Genomic DNA, 20,138 nt, shown 5'->3' with positions numbered 1-20,138 from the left:
TATGTTTGCTAGAAGGCTTAAGTAAGCCAGTGGATTCTGATTTTTTTCAATACCTCTTGTTTTTGACAGATTTTATATTGTGTCATTCATTTTGAATAACCGCGTATTTTCTATAATAAATTCAACCGAGCTTGTTAACTCATCTTTCTAGCCGCTAAACAACAGCTGATTAAGCGACTGTCAATATAACTCTAATATCATCAACATCACCTTTTGATTACTCCATTCATAGAGAAAAATAAATGAATCTAAACCCCCTCATACTGTCTTCTTTATTCGCAGCGATTACGTTAAGTGGCTGTCAAACCTTCCCTAACTTCAATTCACATGACACAACGTCGGCAGTGAATAGTGCTAATAATAGTAGTAGTCGCTATATTAATAATGTGCATTGGGAGAAAAAGGGCGATCTTTTTAGTGTGCCTAATAACTCAGACTTAAGCCGTTATCAAAGCCGAATTGTGGTTTTTCGTCAGGCTGATGACGTAGTAAATCTAAGAGAAGATTACCAAGGCAGCATTAATATCGGTATTGATGATCGTTTTCAGACAAGCTTGCAGCCTGGTCAATACTCACAGTCTATTGTGTGCACTGGGCGTCATAATTTGAGTACAGAAATAACTCGTAGCAAAACCAATTATTTAAATAATACCGCTTCAGTTGAAACCTTACAGCCCAAGAAAACTTATTATTATCAAGTCATTATTGATCAACGAACCAGCCTACCTATCGCTCAACCAATAGATGATGCAACCGCAATCTCTATGCTACAAAACCTACCGGAACAAACCCACCAAATTAGCCGCGTGGTACAAAACAATTGTCAGCCAGTTGCTCAGCCTGCACCAACACCTACAGATATCTCGCCAGAACCCATTGTTGTCAATCAACCCATTAAGCTTGATGTCCTATTTGATTTTGACAGCGCCAATATTCGATCCTCTTATTCTCAAAAAATAGAAGCAGTTGTTGATTTTATGAGACAACATCCTGAGGTTACTGCTGTGTTAGAAGGGCACACGGATAGTAAAGGCAATGCCGCTTATAATCAGAGACTGTCTGAGCAGCGTGCTCAAGCGGTCAAAGACAAAATGGTTAATCAATATGGGATCAGTAGTCAGCGCTTGATGGCTCAAGGCTATGGTGAGTCACGTCCTGTTGCAACTAATGATACAGAGCAAGGTCGCCAAGAGAATCGCCGGGTCGTTGCCATCATTAGTCAGTAGTTTATTAACCACTTACTTTATTGACCGTCTTAATTTAAAACAATTTAACATCTAGAAGAACTATTTAATACCTATTAGGAAAAGCATGAAAAATATTATCGTAAAAGTAAACAATGCCACACAAACTATCGCTGAACATAACATCATCACTCAAGATGGTAAGCCCACAGTCATTCGTGCTGTACAAAATGCCAATTATGAATTATTTGATAAAGCAATGGGCCGTGCCCCTAATCACATTGTGACCAAACGTGTGGGTGATGATCTTCATGTTTCTATGGAGGATGACGGTGAAAGTAGTGACTTAATCATTGAGGGCTTTTATGACTATCCTCAAAGTGCGTTAATCGGCTTAGCAGAAGATGGGGGCTATTATTACTACATTCCAGATTCTGGTGAAGTGGCAGATTACGTTACTGAATTAGAATCTGGAAATATCGAGGGCCAGGCATTAGGTGGTGAACATCAAGTTACGCCTTGGTGGGTAAGTGCGGGTGATGTAGAAGGTTTTAATGCCATGCCTTGGCTTGTTGGTTTGGCAGGTGTCGGTATTGTCGGTGCTGCCTTATCCAATAATGGTGGTAGTGGCGGATCAAGTGTCCCTCCAGTGACAGAGCCTGATAATATCATAATTGCACGTGATCTTATTGCCCAAGCTGAAGCAGCTGAGGCGCAAGCTGAGCAGCTATTAGCCGCTGCTGCTGAAGATGGCGTGATTAGCCAAGCAGAAGCCGATGCGATCGTAGAAGCAAACGCAGAAGTTGCCCGCACCAAAGATGCGGCCCAAGAGGCAGTTGATGCGCTACCAGAGAGTGTTGAAAAAGCGCAGCTACAAACCCGCGCTGATGACGTGAATGAAGTAACCGTGCCACCAGTTACGCCAGTCGATCAGCCTGTAGATACCACTGCTGCCCAAGACTTACTGGCCCAAGCTGAAGCAGCTGAGGCGCAAGCTGAGCAGCTACTGACAGACGCTAATGCCGATGGCATCATCTCACAAGCAGAAGCGGATGCGATTGTAGCGGCCAACGCGGAAGTTGCCCGCACCAAAGACGCGGCCCAAGAGGCGGTTGATGCGCTACCAGAGAGTGTTGAAAAAGCGCAATTACAAACCCGCGCTGATGACGTGAATGAAGTGACCGTGCCACCAGTTACGCCAGTAGATCAGCCTGTGGATAGTGATGCACCAAACGCACCGACTGTGGTAATTAATGCTGATGGCACCGCGATCAGTGGTAAAGCGCAGCCAGGCTCAGATATTGCTATTGACACCAATGGTGATGGCACGCCAGATTACACAGCAACTGCCGATGCTAATGGTAACTACAGCGTAGATACCTCAGCTGCACCGCTTATCAATGGCGAAACCGTAAGCGCCACAGCAACCGATGAAGATGGCACGAGCGCGCCAGGGACAGATACCGCCTCAGGCGACACTAACGACACCGCACTGAAGCACCGACTGTGGTAATTAATGCTGATGGCACCGCGATCAGTGGTAAAGCGCAGCCAGGTCAGATTGTATTGACACCTGGTGATGGCACGCCGATCACAGCAACTCACGCTAATGGTAACTGTGGGATACTCAGTGCACCGCTTATAATGGCGAAACCGTAAGCGCCACAGCCCGATGAAGATGGCACCAGTGGCAGCGGATCCTGGTGATGTTATGGGAGCCGCCTGAAGCACGACTGTAAGCTGATGGCACCGCGATCGGTAAAGCGCAGCCAGGTCGATATTACTATTGACACCAGAGGCACGCCAGTCACAGCAACTGCCGACGCTAATGGTAACTACAGCGTAGATACCTTCAGCTGCACCGCTTATCAATGGCGAAACCGTAAGCGCCACAGCAACCGATGAAGATGGCACGAGCGCGCCAGGTGATACCGCCTCGGCGACACTAACGACACCGCACCTGAAGCACCGACTGTGGTATATGCGATGGCACCGCGATCTGGAAGCGCCCGGTCAGTATTACATTGACACCAGGATGGCACGCCAGATCAGCAATGCGACGCAATGGTAACTACAGCGAGATACCTCGCTGCTTATCAATGGCGAACCGTAGCGCCCGCAAATAAGATGGCACGAGCGCCGGTACAGTACCGCCTCAGGCGACACTAACGACACCGCACCTGAAGCACGACTTATAATGCGATACCGCGATCAGTGGTAAAGCGCAGCCAGGCCAGATATTACTGACACCAGTGGGCGCCGATTCAGCAACTGCCGACCTGGTAACTGCGTAGATACACCCATCAATGGCGAAACCGTAAGCGCCACAGCAAGATGAAGATGGCACGGCGCCATCAATACCGTCAGCGACCAACGACACCGCACCTGAAGCACCGACTGTAATTAATGTGATGACCGCGATCAGTGGTAAAGAAATTACTATTGAACATGGATGGCAGCCGACAGCAACTGCCGACGCTAATGAACTACAGTGTGGATACCTCAGCGACCGCTTATAATGGCGAAACCGAAGCGCCACAGCAGATGAAGATGGCACGAGCGCCGTCGATACCCCCGGCGACACTAACGACACCGCACCAGCACGATGTATAAGCTGATGGCACGCGATCAGGGTAGCGCAGCAGGCTCAGATATTATTGACACCAATGGTGATGGCGCAATAGCAACCCGACGCTATGTAACCAGGGATACCTCAGCGCACGCTTACTCAATGGCGAAACCGTAAGCGCCACAGCAACCGATGAAGATGGCACGAGCGCCGGCAGATCCGCCTCGGCACACTAACGCACGCACCTGAAGCACGACTGTGTAAATGCTGATGGCACCGCGATCAGTGGTAAAGCGCGCGCCAGATATATTGACACCAATGGTGATGGCACGCCAGATCAGCCGCGACGCAAAATAGTGGATACAGCGCACCGCTTATCAATGGCGAAACCGTAAGCGCACAGCAGATGAAGAGGCACGGCGCCAGGCATACCGCCTCGCGACACTAACGACACCGCACCTGAAGCACCGACTGTGGTAATTAATGCCGATGGCACCGCGATCAGTGGTAAAGCGCAGCCAGGCTCAGATATTGACACGGTGATGGCACGCCGATTACACAACTCGACGCTAATGGTAACTAGTGTGGATACTAGCGCACCGCTATCAATGGCGAAACCAAGCGCCACAGCAACTGATGAAGATGGCACGACGCGCCGGTACAGATCCGCCTCTGGTGACACTCGACACGCGCCAAACGCACCGACTGTGGTAATTAATGCTGATGGCACCGCGATCGGGCGCAGCCAGGCTCGATATTATTACAATGGTGATGGACGCCAGATACACAACGCCGACGCAAATGGTAACTACAGTGTGGATACCTCAGCTGCACCGCTTATCAATGAACCGTGGCCACAGCAAGATGAAATGGCACAGCGTGCCGTACAGATACGCCCGGCGACTAACGACACCGCACCACGACGTGGTATAATGCTGATGGCACCGATCAGGGTACGCCAGGCTCAGATATTACATTGACACCATGGTGATGGCGCCAGATACCGCAACTGCCGACAAGGTAACTACAGTGGATACTCAGCGCATATCAATGGCGAAACCGTAAGCGCCACAGCAACCGATGAAGATGGCACGAGCGCCAGGTACAGATACGCCTCAGGCGACACTAACGACACCGCGCCAAACGCACCGACTGTGTGATGCACCGCGATCGCGAGCGCAGCCAGATATTGCTATGACACCATGGTGATGGCACCAATTACACGTAACCGCCGACGCTAATGGCTTGTGGATCTCGCTGCGCTTATCATGAAACCGTAAGCGCCAACGATGAAGGGCAGAGCGCCAGGTACATCCGCCGGCGAACAACGAACGTGAAGACGACTGTGTTAATTAATGCTGATGGCGCATCGGTAGCGCAGCTCAGATATTGACACAATTGGGCACGCCGATACCAGTGCCGACGCAAGGTAACACGGAATCAGCTGCACCGCTTATCAATGAAACCGTGCGCACAGCAAGATGAAGATGCGAGCGCCGAGATACGCCTCTGGACACTAACGACACCCGCCAAACGCACCGACTGTAATTAATGCTGGGCACGCGATCAGGGTAAAGCGCAGCTGCGATATTATGACACCAGGGATGGCACGCCGATTACACGCCGGACGGGTAACTCGTGGGATACCCAGCTAGATCAATGAACTAGCGCCAAACCGATGAAGAGGCCAGGGGAGATCCGCCTCTGGTGACACAACACACCGACGACTGTGGTAAGCACACCGCGATCAGCGGAAAGCAGCCAGGCTGATATTCAACACCGGGCGCGTCGCCGCACGCTAATGGTAACGCGTAGATACTCAGCTGCCCACAGGCGAACCGCGCCACAGCAACCGATGAAGATGGCACGAGCGCGCCAGGGAGATACCGCCTCTGGGACACAACGACACCGCGCCAAACGCACCGACTGTGGTAATTAATGCGATGGCACCATCACGGAAACACGGCCTGTATCACCTGGGATCGCCAGATACACGAGCTAATGGTAACTGGTAGATCGTGCGCTTACAATGGCGAAACCAAGCGCCGCCGATGAAGGCACGAGCGGTCGATACCGCCCGGCGAACAACGACACCGCGCCTGAAGCACCATGTGAAAGCTGATGCACCGCGATCGGGAAACCAGGCTCAGATTGCCATTGCACCGTGATGGACGCGAACACGAACCGCTGACCAAATGGAATACGGGACTCAGCTCACCGCACGGCGAAACCAAGCGCCACAGCAACCGATGAAGATGAGACCAGGTACGATACCGCCTCAGGCACACTAACGACAGCCCACAACCATGGAATTAATGCGATGGCACCGCGATCAGGGTAAGCGCCAGCTCAGATATTCTGACACCATGGTGATGGCACGCCGTCGGTAACTGCCGACGCTATGGAACACAGCGTAATACCTCAGCTGCACCTATCAATGGCGAAACCAAGCGCACAGCACTGATGGCACGAGCGCGCCAGGCACCCTCTGGTAAAACGACACCGAAACCACGACTGTAAGCTGATGGCACCGCGATCAGTGGTAAAGCGCGCCAGTCGATATTACTATTGACACCAAGATGGCACGCCGATCAGCACTGCCGACGCAAATGGTAACTCAGGGATACAGCGACCGCTTATCAAGGCGAACCGGCGCCAGCACCGATGAAGATGGCACGAGGCCAACATACCTCGACACAACGACACCGCGCCAAACGCACCGATGTGTATTACGGCACCGCGATCACGGAAAGCGCAGCCCTCAGATATTGCTATTGACCAATGGTGATGGCACGCCAGATTACACGGAACCGCCGACGCATGGTAACCAGCGTGATACCAGCTGCGCATCAATGGCGAACCGAGCGCCAAGCAGATGAAGGCAGAGCGCGCCAGGGACAGATACCGCTCTGGTGAACTAACGAACCGCGCCAAACGCACCGACTGTGGTAGCTGATGGCACCGCGATCAGCGGTAAAGCAGCCGGCTCGAATTCTATTGACACCAGGTGATGGCCGCCAGTTACACGGTAACGCGACGCTAATGGTAACACAGCGGATCCCAGCCACACTGGCGAAACCGTAAGGCCCAGACCGATGAAGATGGCACGAGCGCGCCAGGTCAGATCCGCCTGGCGACCAACGACACCGCGCCTGAAGCACGACTGTAATTAATGCTGATGGCACCGCGATCAGCGGTAAAGCGCAGCCAGGCGATATTACATTGACACCAATGGTGATGGCACGCCAGTCGGTACGCCGACGCTAATGGTAATACAGCTGTCGACCGCTTATCAATGGCGAAACCGTAAGCGCAACGATGAAGATGCAAGAGCCGGTACGTCAGCGACACAACGACACCGCCCGAAGCACCGACTGTAATAATGCTGTGGCACCGCGATCGTGGTAAAGCAGGTCGATATTATTGACACCAATGGGATGCACGCCAGATACACAACTGCCGATAATGACACAGCGATACGCACATCAATGGCGAAACCGTAAGCGCCACAACGATGAAGAGGCACGAGCGCGGCAGATACCGCCCTGGTGAACTAACGAACCGCGCCAAACGCACCGCTGTGGTAATAATGCTGATGCACGCGATCAGTGGTAAAGCGCAGCAGGCTCGATATTGCTGACACCAATGGTGGCACGCCAGATTACACGGTAACCGCCGACGCAAAGGTATCCAGTGCACCGCTTATCAATGGCGAAGTAAGCGCCACAGCAAGATGAAGATGGCACGAGCGCGCCACAGATACCGCGACACTAACGACACCACCGAAGCACGACTGTGGTAATTAATGCGATGGCACCGCGATCTGGAAAGCACGGCTCAGATATTACTAGAACCAATGGATGGCACGCCAGATTACACAGCACTGCCGACGCAATGGAACACAGTGTGGATACCTCAGCGCCGCATCAATGGCGAACCAAGCGCCACAGCACCGATGAAGATGCAGAGCGTGCCAGTGATACGCTCAGCGACAACAACGCCAACGCACCGACTGTTAAATGCGATGGCACCGCGATCGGGTAAAGCACCGCTGATAGCATTGACACCAATGGTGATGGACGCCAGATTACGGTAACGCCGACGCTAAGGCACAGCGAGATACCCACGCACCGCTTATCAATGGCACCGTAGCGCCACAGCAACCTGAAGATGGCAGAGCGCGCCTAATCCTCTGGTGACACTAACACACCGCAAACGCAACTGTGTATAATGCGATGGCCGCGATCAGTGGTAGCGCGCCAGCTCAGATATTACTATTGACACCAAGGATACGCCGATTACAGCAACCGACGCAAATGGTAACTACAGTTACAGCTGCACCGCTTATCAATGGCAAACCGTAGCGCCATAGCACGATGAAGTGGCACGAGCGCCAGGTACATCGCCTCGGTGACACTAACACGCGCCAAACGCACCGATGGGTGATTAATGCAGACGCGATCAGCGGAAGCGAGTCGATATTGCTATTGACACCAATGGTGATGGCACGCCAGATTACGGTAACCGACGCAATGGTAACTACGGGATATCAGCTGCACGCTTATATGAAACCGTAAGCGCCAGCAACCGATGAAGATGCACGAGCGCGCCGGCAGTACCGCTCTGTACCTAACGACCCGCCAAACGCACCGACTGTGGTAATTAATGCTGATGGCACCGCGATCAGCGGTGCCACCAGGCTCAGATTGCTATGAACAATGGGATGGCCAGAGAACGACGCTAATGAACACGCGTGACGCTCGCTTATGCGAACCGTAAGCGCACAGTTGGCACAGCGCCGGACAGATACCTGGACATAACGCCGCAAACGCACGACTGTTATGCTGAGCACGCGATCAGCGAAAGCAGCCAGGCTCAGATATTGCTATTGACACCATGATGCACGCCGATTACAGAACCGCGACGCTAATGGTAACCAGAACAGTGCTATCAATGGCGAAACGTCGCACAGCAACGATGAAGATGGCGAGCGCCACGATACCGCCTCAGGCGACACAACGACACCGCGCCGAACCGACTGTGTTAATTACTGATGGCACCGCGACGGGTAGCGCAGCCGCAGTATTACTATGACCAATGGTGATGGCACGCCAGATTACACGAATGCCGACGCAGGTAACTACAGCGTAGATATCAGCTGCACGCATAATGGCGAAACGTAAGCGCAGCAACGATGAAGATGCGCGGCCGGTACAGATACCCTGGTGACGCACCAATGGATGGCGCGATTACTGAGCAACTGCCGACGCAAATGGTAACTACAGTGTGGATACCTCGCTGCACCGCTTATCAATGGCGAAACCGTAAGCGCCACAGAGATGAAGATGGAGATGGTCGATACCGCTGACACAACGACAACCGAACACCGACTGTGGTAATTAATGCTGATGGCACGATCAGTGGTGCAGCCAGCTCATACTATTGACACCAGGATGGCACGCCAGATTACACGGTAACGCCGACAAATGGTAACCATGTACAGCTGCATTATCAATGGCGAAACCGTAGCGCCAAGCAAGATGGCGAGCGCGCCAGGTACAGATACCGCCTCAGGCGACACTAACGACACCGCACGAAGAACTGTATTATGCTGATGGCACGATCAGTGGTAAAGGCAGAGTCAATATACAGACACCAATGGTGGCACGCCGATTCACAGCACCGGGTAACTACGCGTAGATACTCAGCTGCCCGCACAGTAAACGCGCCACGGCGATGAAGATGAGAGCCGGTACAGATACGCCTGGGACACAACGACACCGCGCCAAACGCACCGACTGTGGTAATTACGATGGCACCGATCAGCGGAAGCGCAGCAGCTTGGTAATGAACCAAGGGATGGCACGCCAGAGTACGGAACGCCGACGCAATGGTAACAGTGGACTCAGCAATCATTAATCATGATAAGTGCAAAACGAAGAGGGACGCCAGCTGGATGCTCCGGTGATGTTAATGGGAGCCGCCTGAAGCACGACTGGTATAGCGATGGCACCGCGATCAGTGGTAAAGCGCAGCCAGCTCAGATATTGCTATTGACACCAATGGTGATGCACGCCGTACCGCAACTGCCGACGCAAATGGTAACTACGGAACCGCACCGTATCAATGGCGAAACCGTAGCCACAGCACATTGGCGACGCCCGGTACGATACCCAGGCGACACAACAACCGCGCCAAACCACCGACTGTGGTTTAATGCTGATGGCACCGCGATCAGTGGTAAAGCGCAGGATATTGCATGACACCAATGGTGATGGCACGCCAGATTACACAGCAACTGCCGACGCTAATGGTAACTACAGCGTAGATACCTCAGCTGCACCGCTTATCAATGGCGAAACCGTAAGCGCCACGGCAACCGATGAAGATGGCACCAGTGAGCCAGGGACAAGCGAAGCTCCTAATCTCAATGAAGCGCCTGTACTAACCGGTGATTTCCAAGCAGAGGTTGTTGAAAATTACTCAACTATTATCACAACAACAGATTTGAACTTCACAGATCCTGACGCTGAAGATATTGCTAGTGAGGTTACTTTTACTGTGACTAACTTAACAAATGGGGTTGTGATGGTAGATGGTACGGCAGCGACCTCATTTACTGGACAACAGTTGGCTGATGGTCAGGTGAGCTTTGCACATGATGGTAGTAATGTGACCGATGCAAATAATCAAGCTAGCTTTAGTGTCATTGTAGAAGATGGTAATGAGGACGGTAGTACGCCAACGCCGCAAACGTTTACTATTAATATAACGCCATTAGCAGAAGTGACAAATATTGTTGTTACAGATAATATAAATGCGACCACTGAGCTGCCAAACTCGCTATCAAATACTAATACGAGTATTTCAGGGGTAGCAAGTGCAAATTACGGTGACAATTATGTTTATTCTGGCGGGGTAGTTGCAGATTCTGATAATGCAACACCAAATCAGCAGAATCTAACCAATGATATGACACCGACAGTGACGGTGACTATTGATAACCCATTAGTGGATGGTTATCAAGCCTTAGAGGTTGTTCGCTATACAGTAGTTGATGGTGTTGCTACCGAAGAGGAGGTGATAACCTCACTGACTCGTAATACTGATACTGAATATACTTATACTGAGCCAGCTGAGCTTCCCTCAACATATGGTACAGAGTATCGTTATGAAGCACGAGTTGTTAATATTGATGACCCTGCTTCAGTAGAAACCACCGAAATAAACTCTGAATGGAGCAGTAGTGAACAAGCTAAGTTTGTTTTAGATACTATTGAAGAGTCTCTACTGATTTCTGGGGTTTCAGGAACAGGTCCACTTATCATCTCTGGTGTCAATGCTGAACAAGGTACGGTAGTGGCTTATAGTTATACTAACGAAACAGGGGAGTATGTGTTTAATCCTACTGGCGGACCAGAAGGTAATGGTATTATTGCTAGCACACAAGTAGATGCAGACGGTAATTGGTCATTAGAGTTATCCAGAGACAATGCACGAGCTTATCTCGCTATTAATGATGAAGATAACTATGAGGGGAGTAATGCGCGTAATGCAGATCCGAAGGTAGATAATAATGGCAATGATATTTATGATGAGTTCTTACCACTAGGATTTGTTGATCAGGCTGGTAATGCCACAGATCCACTTGCCCCGATAAAGCTCTATTACTTTGACTCAGATTCTTTAGAAGGTTCTGGGAACCTAAACCCGCTGGATCGTCCTCGTGATGCTACTAACACAGTATCTGATGGTAATCCGCAGTTCAACACTGTGTTTACCGATGATCGTGATATTATCTATGTCAGAAATAATATTGCGACTCTTGGTAGCGGCACAAGCAATACCTTCACTGTGGATTTGTTAGGAGGTGATGACACCTTAAATGTTGGTGGTAACTTATTGGCTAATACAACAGTGAATATGGGAGAAGGCAACGATTCCTATATTGGTAGTGGTCTAGTAGGAACTGATAATACAACGACCTCTGTTAATCTAGGTACAGGTGACAACCAAGTATTGACGCTTGATAACAATGGTTTAGCAATTTCAAATATCACTATTACGGCTGAAGGTAATGGTAACAACCTAATCAGTGTTAATTCTAATAACTCTGACTCAATTAATAGCAGTGTTATTACAACGACAGATGGTGATGATACCTTGATTACCTTAGGCGGGATTGATAGCTCTACTATCGATTTAGGTAATGGTAATAACTCAATTACAGCATCAGGCCCTGTAGATAGTGGTTCTGTTATCAGAACGGGCTCAGGAGTCGATGTGGTAGAAGTAGGCTTGATTAATCGTGCTGATGTCTCTCTTGGTGATAATGATGATACATTGACTACCACCTCTTATATTTCGGCCGGTCAACTCGATGGTAGAACTCATACGGTCGACTTAGGTGCTGGTAATGACACTCTCAATATAGGTACATATTTGCGCGCTGGTACTGGTAATCGAAATACAATGAATGTTCTTGGCGGAGCAGGTGAAGATAGTATCAATATTGCACAAGATGTCAGTTCAGCTATAGCAGGACTTGATAGAAGCACTGTATTATTAGATAGTGGTGCTGATGATGATACCATTACCATCGGCGGTGATGTCAGTGGCGGGACTCCTATTAATAGTAGAGTTACCATCTTGAGTGGTACAGGTGATGATACTATTCGTATAGATGGTCAAGTTACTGGTGGTAGTGGTAATAATAACTCTGCTACTATTGATGCGGGTGATGGTAACGATACGATTATTATTGAAGGCCGAGTATATGGCGGTTCAGCGTCAGGGACTGTGGCTAGTATCATCGGCGGCTTAGGTAGTGACACGCTTACACTTAGTACGTTAGATGGTGGTAGAGCGGTTGTTTATACTGGGTCAGCATCAGATAATGAAGATAATGCTGTGGATACGGTTACTATCAATAATATGAGCGGTAGTACGGTTTACTTAGGTAATGATGATAACTTCCAAATAACAGGGGAGATGTCTAATGGTACCGTTAATTTCGCAGCTTCTGATGATACCACTACGCTAAACGTTGTGTCAGGTGGCACAGTGAATATGGAGTCCGGTAATGATACGGTTAATATTACTACCAGCATGAGTGGTGGTAACATTAATTTAGGTGCTGGTGACGACACTATTACTGTAGCGAGCTATACAGGGGGTAAGATTGACGGTGGCGCAGGGTTTGATACCTTAGATATTCAAACTGGTAATAATAAGGTTTCATTGTCAGATGTAACCAATATTGAAGCCATTGATTTGCATGGTACAACGATTCATTTGGCTGATGTTAATCGTGGTGACCTAACGAATGATATTTATATAAGAGGTGATGGGGGTAACACAGTGAATATCGGACGTCAGGCACTAGGTACAAACTATAGTGAGACTGGTACTCAAGGTGGTGGTACTTGGTCAGATACTGGGGATTTGACTCAAGATGGCGTGACTTACGATGTTTGGACTAATAGTAATGGTAATGATTACACAGTTTATATCGAACAAGGTATCAACGTAATCTAACCCCAAACAACCTCACTGTAAAAAACGTTTTCACTTTAAGTTATGCCAGTCAGTTACAACTGACTGGCATTTTTTATGATGTTTTGGTGTTTTAAGTCGCGATACTGTAGTGACTCAAGTGGCTCAAAAGGTTAAGCTAAATATGTGGTTACATTGACATAATTTGCGGCGATTAGGATATCAGTTTCAGCACTCAATTTTACAATACCGCCAAATCTTCATCTTTTGGATCACAAATAAACATATAACCTGGTGCATGGGTGATCATCAGCTCAGGCTTTGATGTCATTGCAATGTTTTGCGGAGTGACACCACACGCCCAGAACACAGGCACTTCGCCTTTTCCAATGCGAGAGGCGTCACCAAAGTCAGGGGTGTTAATATCATCAATACCGATTAGGCTTGGATCACCAATATGTACCGGCGCACCGTGAACTTGCGGAAAGCGTGACGTTGCTTGCACCGCCCGAGTAACTTGATGATAGGGAATGGGGCGCATACTGACCACCATTTTTCCGCTAAATGCGCCGGCTGGTACGGTATCTATATTGGTAATGTACATCGGTACATTGTGATTGTCTTCGATATGACGGATGGGGATAGACGCATTGATTAACGCTGATTCAAATGAGAAGCTACAGCCCAACAAGAAGCCGACCAAATCATCCTGCCAATAACTCTCTAAATTTGATACCTCATCGACCAGCTCACCCTGTTTGTAAATACGATATCTTGCTAAGTCATAGCGAAGGTCGGCACCTTTTGCCATAAACTTGGGCTCTGGGCTACCGATGTCGGTCACATCTAAGATGGGGCAGGGTTTTGGGTTGCGCTGAGCAAATAATAAGAAGTCATAGGCAAGGGCTTTAGGGACGATAACCAGATTGGCCTGAACATGACCTTTACACAACCCAGATGTGGGCTGATTGAGCTTGCCTTCTCTAATGAGAATTCGAGCGCTTTGAGGCGTAATGTTGGCAAGGTCTGTCATGATATATTTCCCTGTTGCCTGAGTGACTTAACTTTGGTGTGCTTAACTCTAAAAAACCATAATAGCCAATAAAGCAGCTACTCGTCTATAGCCCATTTAGAAAGATACCATAAGTCATATCGCTCCCAATGTTATAAACTTTTTAAAAGCGTTTTGGCCTCAATGGGTTTGGTCAGTTCAATAAATTTAATATGCTGGTGTTCAGGTTTGTTTATTAATTGACGAACCTTTTTACGATTTTTATGATGCGTTGTGATCGTCCACCAAATAATAGATTTTTTGGAAAACAGTCTTGTTAAGCTCTCTACATTATTGGTATCCCACAGCTTCTTTCTACTAATAGTCCTAAATATGGCACGCCTAAAAGCACGAGATAACACTAATGGGAACGAATAGTTCAGCCAAATGACGGTGTCGATATCTTTCCATTTGATAGGTATTGTCCGACTATAATTACCATCTAATATAAATGTTGGCTTATCTAGCGCTTTTTCAATATTTTTGATAAAGGTTTCATCATCAACATGCTGCCAATTATCGAGCCAAAATAATCCGTCCATTTCAACGTATGCACATTTAAGCTTATCTGCTAGAGCTTTGGCAAACGTAGATTTCCCTGAACCCGATGTCCCTAACACGTTGACTTTTTTCATAGTTATACTACCTCAAACACTTATGAATATTTCGGTAATATTCGAAAAAAGGCATGTAGCATACCTTAGAGAAACCACCTAAAATCAGTCTATAAAATCTAAAATAGACCATTATAATCAGCCACTTATAATAGTCTATCTTTTAGTCTAAGTCTGTCGATACAGCAGGCATGCCATAACGACAGACGATCATAAACCGGTTATACGAGCTGACCCATTTTACCGCTGTGATAATCCTCATAAGCTTGTACGATACGCTCTTCGGTATCCATCACAAATGGACCATCAAAAATAATATTGTCTTTGATGGTATCGCCACCTAGTAGCACCAACTCGACATCGGCATCACTGGCTGTCAACGTAACACTATTGCCCGTAGATAAAACGGCAATAGATTCTGAACCAAGTTTGCGTCCATCAGCTAAAGCTAATTGACCAATCACCACATAAATCCCAAGCTCTTCAGCACTTTTTTCATCCACATCCAAAGTAACACTTTGATTGGCAGGCAGGCGAACATGCGCTAATAGATTGGTGGTTTGGGTCTGAATGGGGCCGTTATGACCTTCAAGATGGCCTGCAATAACGCGGACGGTGGCTTGATCTTTATTAAACTCAGGGATTTTGTCGCTATGATATTCTTGATAGCTGGGTTCCATCAGTTTTTTGTCAGCGGGTAGGCTTGTCCATAATTGTAGTCCGTGACGACCACTGGTTGGCTGTTCGGCATGGATCATACCGCGTCCTGCATTAATATATTGGGCATCAAGTGCGTTCAACTCGCCTTTTAGGCCTTTGCTGTCACGGTGGGCAACGCCGCCTTCAAATAGGTAACTAATCACTTCAATCCCAGCGTGTGGGTGCGGTTTATCCCCAATACCACGCATGCTTTGGTGTTTGTAATGATCAACGAACACATAGGGCCCAATAGAAAATCGGTCACGCTGAGGCAGGGCACGCCATAACAGCATGTCCCCGTCATCGATGGCTTTGTGTGCTGATAAAACCTCGGTAATTGTTCTTGTTTTGTTTGGCATAATTTAATTCTCTCTTGTTGTGTTTTTATCACATAGGTTTATGGTTATATAGGTATTTATTAGAAATTATCAAGTATTGACAGAGGGTAACAGCACTTAAGATGGTGTACCCAGGAGGAGTCTATCAAGAGAGTGAATTCGTTATAGTATAAGCGATTCTATTGTATGACACAGAGTCTAGGATGGGCTCAAATAACGATTTTTCTTTAATATAAATATTTCTAACAAATAAATCATGCTTTAAATGAAAACAATTATCATTTGTGTTATTGTTAGTTAATATTTAGTATCATAATCAATACATTATAGTAACTAAATAATAATGAATAGCATTTTAGACAATTATCAGTCTTATTTTATGGAGAAATTTATCAAGTTATTTAAGCAGGCCAGCAGTGTAATCAATGTCATGGAGTACAACAGGTTGAGTAACGTTATACACGTAATGAGTCAAATTGCACGTCCCATAACATTGACATCACCCCGTTTCTTATCCGTTTGTGTGGGGGCAGCGATGCTAGCTACACTGCCATCAATAGCCAGTGCAGTAGAAATACATAATGCAGAAGCAGACAATACAGTAGAAAATGCTACGACAACACCAACACCTAAAACGCAGGCGAATGAACGAATACATCGGGCGGCCGCACCCACTGTCATGCTAGATACGATACAAGTGGTAGCCTCTAACAACGATATTAGTGAAGACAGTGATAGTTACGTTTTTGAGAATGCATCAACTGCAACGGGTTTGGCTTTGTCTCCCCAATATACTCCGCAATCGGTCACGACCATTACCCATCAGCAGATTGAAGATCAAGACCTAGAAGATGTTGCCGATGTATTACGGCACACGCCAGGGGTTAGCCTGCTGACCTTTGACGGTGGGCGTACCATGTCGTCTGCACGTGGTTTTGATATCACTCAATATCAAATTGACGGTCAAGATGTTGATTTTAATGGTATTTGGACAAAGGGCGAAGACTTTACCAGTACTGCTATTTTTGACCGTGTCGAAGTGGTGCGCGGCGCAACAGGATTAACCAGTGGCTCAGGTGAGCCTTCAGCGTCTATTAATCTGATTCGTAAACGTGCCAATAGCCGTAACCCTGAAGCCATGATTCGTGTTGAAGGTGATCATCATGGTCAATATGGCGCAACGCTCGATGCCAGTACGCCATTAATAAAAGGGGGCGATATAAGAGGGCGTTTTATCGCGCAATATAAAGATGGCGACACCTTTATTGATCGTGAAGAAAAACAGATAGGTCTATTGTATGGTGTGGTCGATGCTGATATAGGCGAAAAAGCCACACTTAGTATAGGGGCATCGCAACAAGATACCAAGATAGATTCGGGCATGTGGGGCGGATTGCCTGCATACTACTCAGATGGCGGAAAAACGTCTTGGGATGTAGACCGAAATAGCAGTGTGGACTGGGTAGAATGGGACAATAAAAATCGCACGTATTTTGGTACATTAAATTACGATATTACCCATGATTGGCAGTTTATGTTGCAAGGCAGTCGTAGTAAAAATGAAGCAGATGACAAACTGCTTTATTTACTAAGCAATACGATCGACAGAGAAACAGGCATGGGTGCAGCTACTTACAATAGTTACTCTGGTGGCGACCGTAATCAAGACAACTGGAAAGCCACTGTAAATGGTGTTTTTGATGCCTTTGGTCAAACCCATACAGTGCAATTTGGCGGCAGCTATAACAAAAATGAGCTAAAGAGTTACGCGCATACGGCTACGCCTAATTATGAGCCGATAAACTTTTATACTTGGAATGGTGATTATCCAGAACCCGTCTGGAGTGATAAAAGAGAGACTGCTAATGTTGATACTAAAGAGAAAAGTCTATTTGCTTCGGGTCGCTTCCAACTCACAGACCCGTTAGCGTTAGTACTCGGTACACGCGTAACCGATTATGACAGTGAAGGCTTTGATTCAGGTGTCGATATTGATGTATCACACGATGATAAATGGGTGCCCTATATAGGCGCCACCTATGACATCAATGATAACCACACCGTATTTGCCAGTTATACCAGCATTTTTGATCCACAAATAGAGCGGGATGTTAATAATAACTTGCTTGACCCCGTTGATGGCGACAACTATGAATTGGGTATTAAAAGCAGTAACGTTGCGGGCACGCTACAAGGTCAATTTAGTGTGTTTCGTATTAAGCAAGATAATTTAGCACAGCCAGTGGCGGGCACAACCATTATTAATACAGATCCGCCGCAGCAAGCTTATATACAAGCAGATGGCGCAACCAGCAAGGGGGTAGACATCGAGGTGACGGGGCGTATTAATCCTGATTGGCAAACCAGTATTGGTTTTACCCAGTTTATCGCAAAAGATGATAATGACGATAGAGTTAATCCGCAGTTTCCAGACAGAGTATTCAAACTGTTCAACACTTATGACATGTCTTCATGGATACCCGGCTTAACGGTAGGCGGTGGTATTAATTGGTCAGATGAACGCCACACCTTACTGACCAATCCAGCAACGCAGACGCTGGAGAAATATGAGCAGAATAACGTGACTTTAGTAGACATTATGGCGCGTTACAACATTACAGACAGTTTGGAGGCGCAACTCAATGTAGAAAACCTATTTGATGAAGAATACCTGAGTAATACGGGGTTCGGTTTTGGTCAAATCAATTATGGTAAGCCGTTGACACTTTCTGGAAAGCTGAGCTATACGTTTTAATGCTTATCGTGATTCAGAGAACATGGTTAAGATAGCATGGTTAAGAGAGCATAATACAATGCTTGGTGTGCCCACGAGGACTCGAATTAAAGCTTTTAACCATTGATATAAAAGGGATGTAGCGATTTGATAAAAGAAAATACCGCGTTTAATACCGTAATTACAAAAAGTCACCTTAATTTAAAGGTGAAAACGAGGCATTAAGCCTCATTTTCTTCGCTGTCAGCTGAGACTGACTGCTTACTAATAATATCATCAATCTTTGATTTTAGCCATTTATTAGGGCGGCCCTTCAAGTCAGGCTCAGGTAAAAAGCCGCTTTCCATTTTTCGATAAATTGTTGTATTAGATTCCCAGCAAAATATTTCTTTAATTTGTGCCGTAGTATAGTAAATTCCACTCATAGTACCAACTCCTTTGCATATGCCTTAATATTTCTTGCCGCCGTCTTTCTTGCGGTTCTCAATCTTATGATCAGCACGATTGTTGTTATAATCAAGCTTATCAACAAAAGCACTGGCCAATTCCAGGTTGTGCCCACCGGCATAATCAAATATACGAATAAGGGCATCGGCAAATTCGACATCTTCCATACCGTAGGCTGGCAAGTGATCATCTTTTAAGCCCTTGCGGTGACCTTCCATTGCTTCAGCAATCTCACTCACTATTAGCATCATCATCTCACCTTTGTTGCGAGTTAGAGGTTCACCAGTTGATAGATCAGTCCACCAGCCATTTGCTGCCGCTCGTGAGTGGCATGCATTAACAAGACTTTGTATGCTATTAGTTAATAATTCACGCTCAGTTGGGGCTTTGCACCAATTTTGTAGTTTCTCCTCAAAATGACCTTGTGCCCAATTTTTAGCAGCATTAAGGCTGGTAAATCCAGTTGCCGTTTGCGGTGGCTCAACTACTTTTTCATGAGTCGGAGTAACCTCGTTATAGTTCCAGTATTTAACTAGGTACTTACCGGTTTCCACGTTCTTCCTGATTTCATATTCAGTAAAAGGGCTGTGAGACTTACTGTCGTTATGCCAAAATAAATCAATTGCCTTATTTGTCATATTATTTACCTTCAATTACGTTAATCATCTTATCCAAGCTGTCACAATGCAGTGCAGTCACCAAGTTGCCGTTATCCCAAGACTCTTTATTAAGAACAAGTTTTACAATTTCCTGATAACGAGGGTCGTTTTCATCGTCAAAGTGTATGGCAAAAATGCAATTAACCTGTTTAGGGGTGTTAACTAATGCCTCGGTTCGCCTTTCAGCTACGCTCATTCTTATACCTCCCATTCATCTAAAAAGTCATCGACCCATGCTTTGTTTGTCACTACCAAGCCATCATGCATATATTGATAAATCACGCAACCATCGCTTGCATCTAGGACCGTGCAAGTGACGCCAGGCTTTGATTTGTGTCTATACGTCAT

General features: G+C 47.1%; 16 protein-coding genes. 9 read left to right on the top strand and 7 right to left on the bottom strand.

What is annotated here, in order from left to right; all coding sequences use genetic code 11:
• Window positions 1-242 precede the first annotated feature (242 nt).
• From MN210_RS06925 to MN210_RS06890, 8 genes are all read left to right on the top strand, one after another.
• A complete protein-coding gene (locus tag MN210_RS06925; RefSeq protein ID WP_338411924.1) occupies window positions 243-1,226 on the top strand; it encodes an OmpA family protein in 984 nt (327 codons plus the stop codon).
• Between the two features lie 85 nt (window positions 1,227-1,311).
• Window positions 1,312-2,697, top strand: a complete 1,386-nt coding sequence (locus tag MN210_RS06920) for a GA-like domain-containing protein (protein ID WP_338411923.1) — start codon at window positions 1,312-1,314, stop codon at window positions 2,695-2,697.
• Between the two features lie 935 nt (window positions 2,698-3,632).
• A complete protein-coding gene (locus MN210_RS06915) occupies window positions 3,633-3,797 on the top strand; it encodes a hypothetical protein (protein WP_338411922.1) in 165 nt (54 codons plus the stop codon).
• A 429-nt stretch (window positions 3,798-4,226) separates the two neighbouring features.
• On the top strand, window positions 4,227-4,733 hold the full coding sequence (locus MN210_RS06910) for a hypothetical protein (protein WP_338411921.1): 507 nt from the start codon (window positions 4,227-4,229) through the stop codon (window positions 4,731-4,733).
• Between the two features lie 2,830 nt (window positions 4,734-7,563).
• Window positions 7,564-7,797 carry a hypothetical protein gene (locus tag MN210_RS06905; protein WP_338411920.1) on the top strand — a complete coding sequence of 78 codons (234 nt, stop codon included), beginning with the start codon at window positions 7,564-7,566 and terminating at the stop codon, window positions 7,795-7,797.
• A gap of 1,692 nt (window positions 7,798-9,489) precedes the next feature.
• Window positions 9,490-9,672 (top strand): hypothetical protein, encoded by a 183-nt coding sequence (locus MN210_RS06900; RefSeq protein ID WP_338411919.1) that lies wholly within the window; start codon window positions 9,490-9,492, stop codon window positions 9,670-9,672.
• 179 nt (window positions 9,673-9,851) lie between these two features.
• Window positions 9,852-10,016 (top strand): hypothetical protein, encoded by a 165-nt coding sequence (locus MN210_RS06895; RefSeq protein ID WP_338411918.1) that lies wholly within the window; start codon window positions 9,852-9,854, stop codon window positions 10,014-10,016.
• Window positions 10,009-13,290 (top strand): beta strand repeat-containing protein, encoded by a 3,282-nt coding sequence (locus tag MN210_RS06890; protein ID WP_338411917.1) that lies wholly within the window; start codon window positions 10,009-10,011, stop codon window positions 13,288-13,290. The genes MN210_RS06895 and MN210_RS06890 overlap by 8 nt, the downstream gene beginning before the upstream one ends.
• Before the next feature lie 199 nt (window positions 13,291-13,489).
• On the opposite strand, the gene MN210_RS06885 is transcribed toward MN210_RS06890, so the two are convergent.
• From MN210_RS06885 to MN210_RS06875, 3 genes are all read right to left on the bottom strand, one after another.
• Window positions 13,490-14,281 (bottom strand): putative hydro-lyase, encoded by a 792-nt coding sequence (locus MN210_RS06885; protein WP_338411916.1) that lies wholly within the window; start codon window positions 14,279-14,281, stop codon window positions 13,490-13,492.
• Window positions 14,282-14,412: 131 nt separating this feature from the next.
• Entirely contained in the window at window positions 14,413-14,934 is a 522-nt protein-coding gene (locus MN210_RS06880) for a P-loop NTPase family protein (protein ID WP_338411915.1), read from the bottom strand.
• Window positions 14,935-15,134: 200 nt separating this feature from the next.
• On the bottom strand, window positions 15,135-15,971 hold the full coding sequence (locus MN210_RS06875) for a pirin family protein (RefSeq protein WP_241877994.1): 837 nt from the start codon (window positions 15,969-15,971) through the stop codon (window positions 15,135-15,137).
• A gap of 445 nt (window positions 15,972-16,416) precedes the next feature.
• Here MN210_RS06875 and MN210_RS06870 point away from each other — a divergent pair, with 445 nt between their 5' ends.
• Window positions 16,417-18,705, top strand: a complete 2,289-nt coding sequence (locus tag MN210_RS06870) for a TonB-dependent siderophore receptor (RefSeq protein ID WP_338411914.1) — start codon at window positions 16,417-16,419, stop codon at window positions 18,703-18,705.
• A 200-nt stretch (window positions 18,706-18,905) separates the two neighbouring features.
• Here the strand turns inward: MN210_RS06870 and MN210_RS06865 are convergent, their stop codons facing one another.
• Genes MN210_RS06865 through MN210_RS06850 form a run of 4 tightly spaced genes read right to left on the bottom strand, consistent with a single transcriptional unit; the run spans window position 18,906 to window position 20,138 of the window.
• The gene (locus MN210_RS06865) at window positions 18,906-19,109 is read right to left on the bottom strand and encodes a hypothetical protein (protein ID WP_201544160.1); all 204 of its coding nucleotides are present in this window, start codon (window positions 19,107-19,109) and stop codon (window positions 18,906-18,908) included.
• Between the two features lie 24 nt (window positions 19,110-19,133).
• On the bottom strand, window positions 19,134-19,769 hold the full coding sequence (locus tag MN210_RS06860) for a nucleoside triphosphate pyrophosphohydrolase family protein (protein WP_338411913.1): 636 nt from the start codon (window positions 19,767-19,769) through the stop codon (window positions 19,134-19,136).
• Window position 19,770: 1 nt separating this feature from the next.
• Complete coding sequence (locus MN210_RS06855) at window positions 19,771-19,986, bottom strand: hypothetical protein (protein ID WP_338411912.1); 216 nt, start codon at window positions 19,984-19,986, stop codon at window positions 19,771-19,773.
• A gap of 2 nt (window positions 19,987-19,988) precedes the next feature.
• Window positions 19,989-20,138, bottom strand: a complete 150-nt coding sequence (locus tag MN210_RS06850; RefSeq protein ID WP_255016252.1) for a hypothetical protein — start codon at window positions 20,136-20,138, stop codon at window positions 19,989-19,991.

Source organism: Psychrobacter raelei (assembly GCF_022631235.3).
In the GTDB taxonomy this organism is placed as follows: Bacteria; Pseudomonadota; Gammaproteobacteria; order Pseudomonadales; family Moraxellaceae; genus Psychrobacter; species Psychrobacter raelei.
The sequence above is the reverse complement of the archived record's forward strand: the minus strand, read 5'-3'. Positions and strand labels throughout refer to the sequence as shown.

What these genes read in the sequence shown, in the direction of transcription:
- MN210_RS06875 (WP_241877994.1), bottom strand. Translation starts at nt 15,971, where the DNA reads ATGCCAAACAAAACAAGAACAATTACCGAGGTTTTATCAGCACACAAA.
- MN210_RS06860 (WP_338411913.1), bottom strand. Translation starts at nt 19,769, where the DNA reads ATGACAAATAAGGCAATTGATTTATTTTGGCATAACGACAGTAAGTCT.
- MN210_RS06870 (WP_338411914.1), top strand. Translation starts at nt 16,417, where the DNA reads ATGAGTCAAATTGCACGTCCCATAACATTGACATCACCCCGTTTCTTA.
- MN210_RS06925 (WP_338411924.1), top strand. Translation starts at nt 243, where the DNA reads ATGAATCTAAACCCCCTCATACTGTCTTCTTTATTCGCAGCGATTACG.
- MN210_RS06850 (WP_255016252.1), bottom strand. Translation starts at nt 20,138, where the DNA reads ATGACGTATAGACACAAATCAAAGCCTGGCGTCACTTGCACGGTCCTA.
- MN210_RS06865 (WP_201544160.1), bottom strand. Translation starts at nt 19,109, where the DNA reads ATGAGTGGAATTTACTATACTACGGCACAAATTAAAGAAATATTTTGC.
- MN210_RS06905 (WP_338411920.1), top strand. Translation starts at nt 7,564, where the DNA reads ATGGCACCGCGATCTGGAAAGCACGGCTCAGATATTACTAGAACCAAT.
- MN210_RS06885 (WP_338411916.1), bottom strand. Translation starts at nt 14,281, where the DNA reads ATGACAGACCTTGCCAACATTACGCCTCAAAGCGCTCGAATTCTCATT.
- MN210_RS06895 (WP_338411918.1), top strand. Translation starts at nt 9,852, where the DNA reads ATGGTAACTACGGAACCGCACCGTATCAATGGCGAAACCGTAGCCACA.
- MN210_RS06855 (WP_338411912.1), bottom strand. Translation starts at nt 19,986, where the DNA reads ATGAGCGTAGCTGAAAGGCGAACCGAGGCATTAGTTAACACCCCTAAA.
- MN210_RS06920 (WP_338411923.1), top strand. Translation starts at nt 1,312, where the DNA reads ATGAAAAATATTATCGTAAAAGTAAACAATGCCACACAAACTATCGCT.
- MN210_RS06915 (WP_338411922.1), top strand. Translation starts at nt 3,633, where the DNA reads ATGGATGGCAGCCGACAGCAACTGCCGACGCTAATGAACTACAGTGTG.
- MN210_RS06880 (WP_338411915.1), bottom strand. Translation starts at nt 14,934, where the DNA reads ATGAAAAAAGTCAACGTGTTAGGGACATCGGGTTCAGGGAAATCTACG.
- MN210_RS06900 (WP_338411919.1), top strand. Translation starts at nt 9,490, where the DNA reads ATGAAGATGAGAGCCGGTACAGATACGCCTGGGACACAACGACACCGC.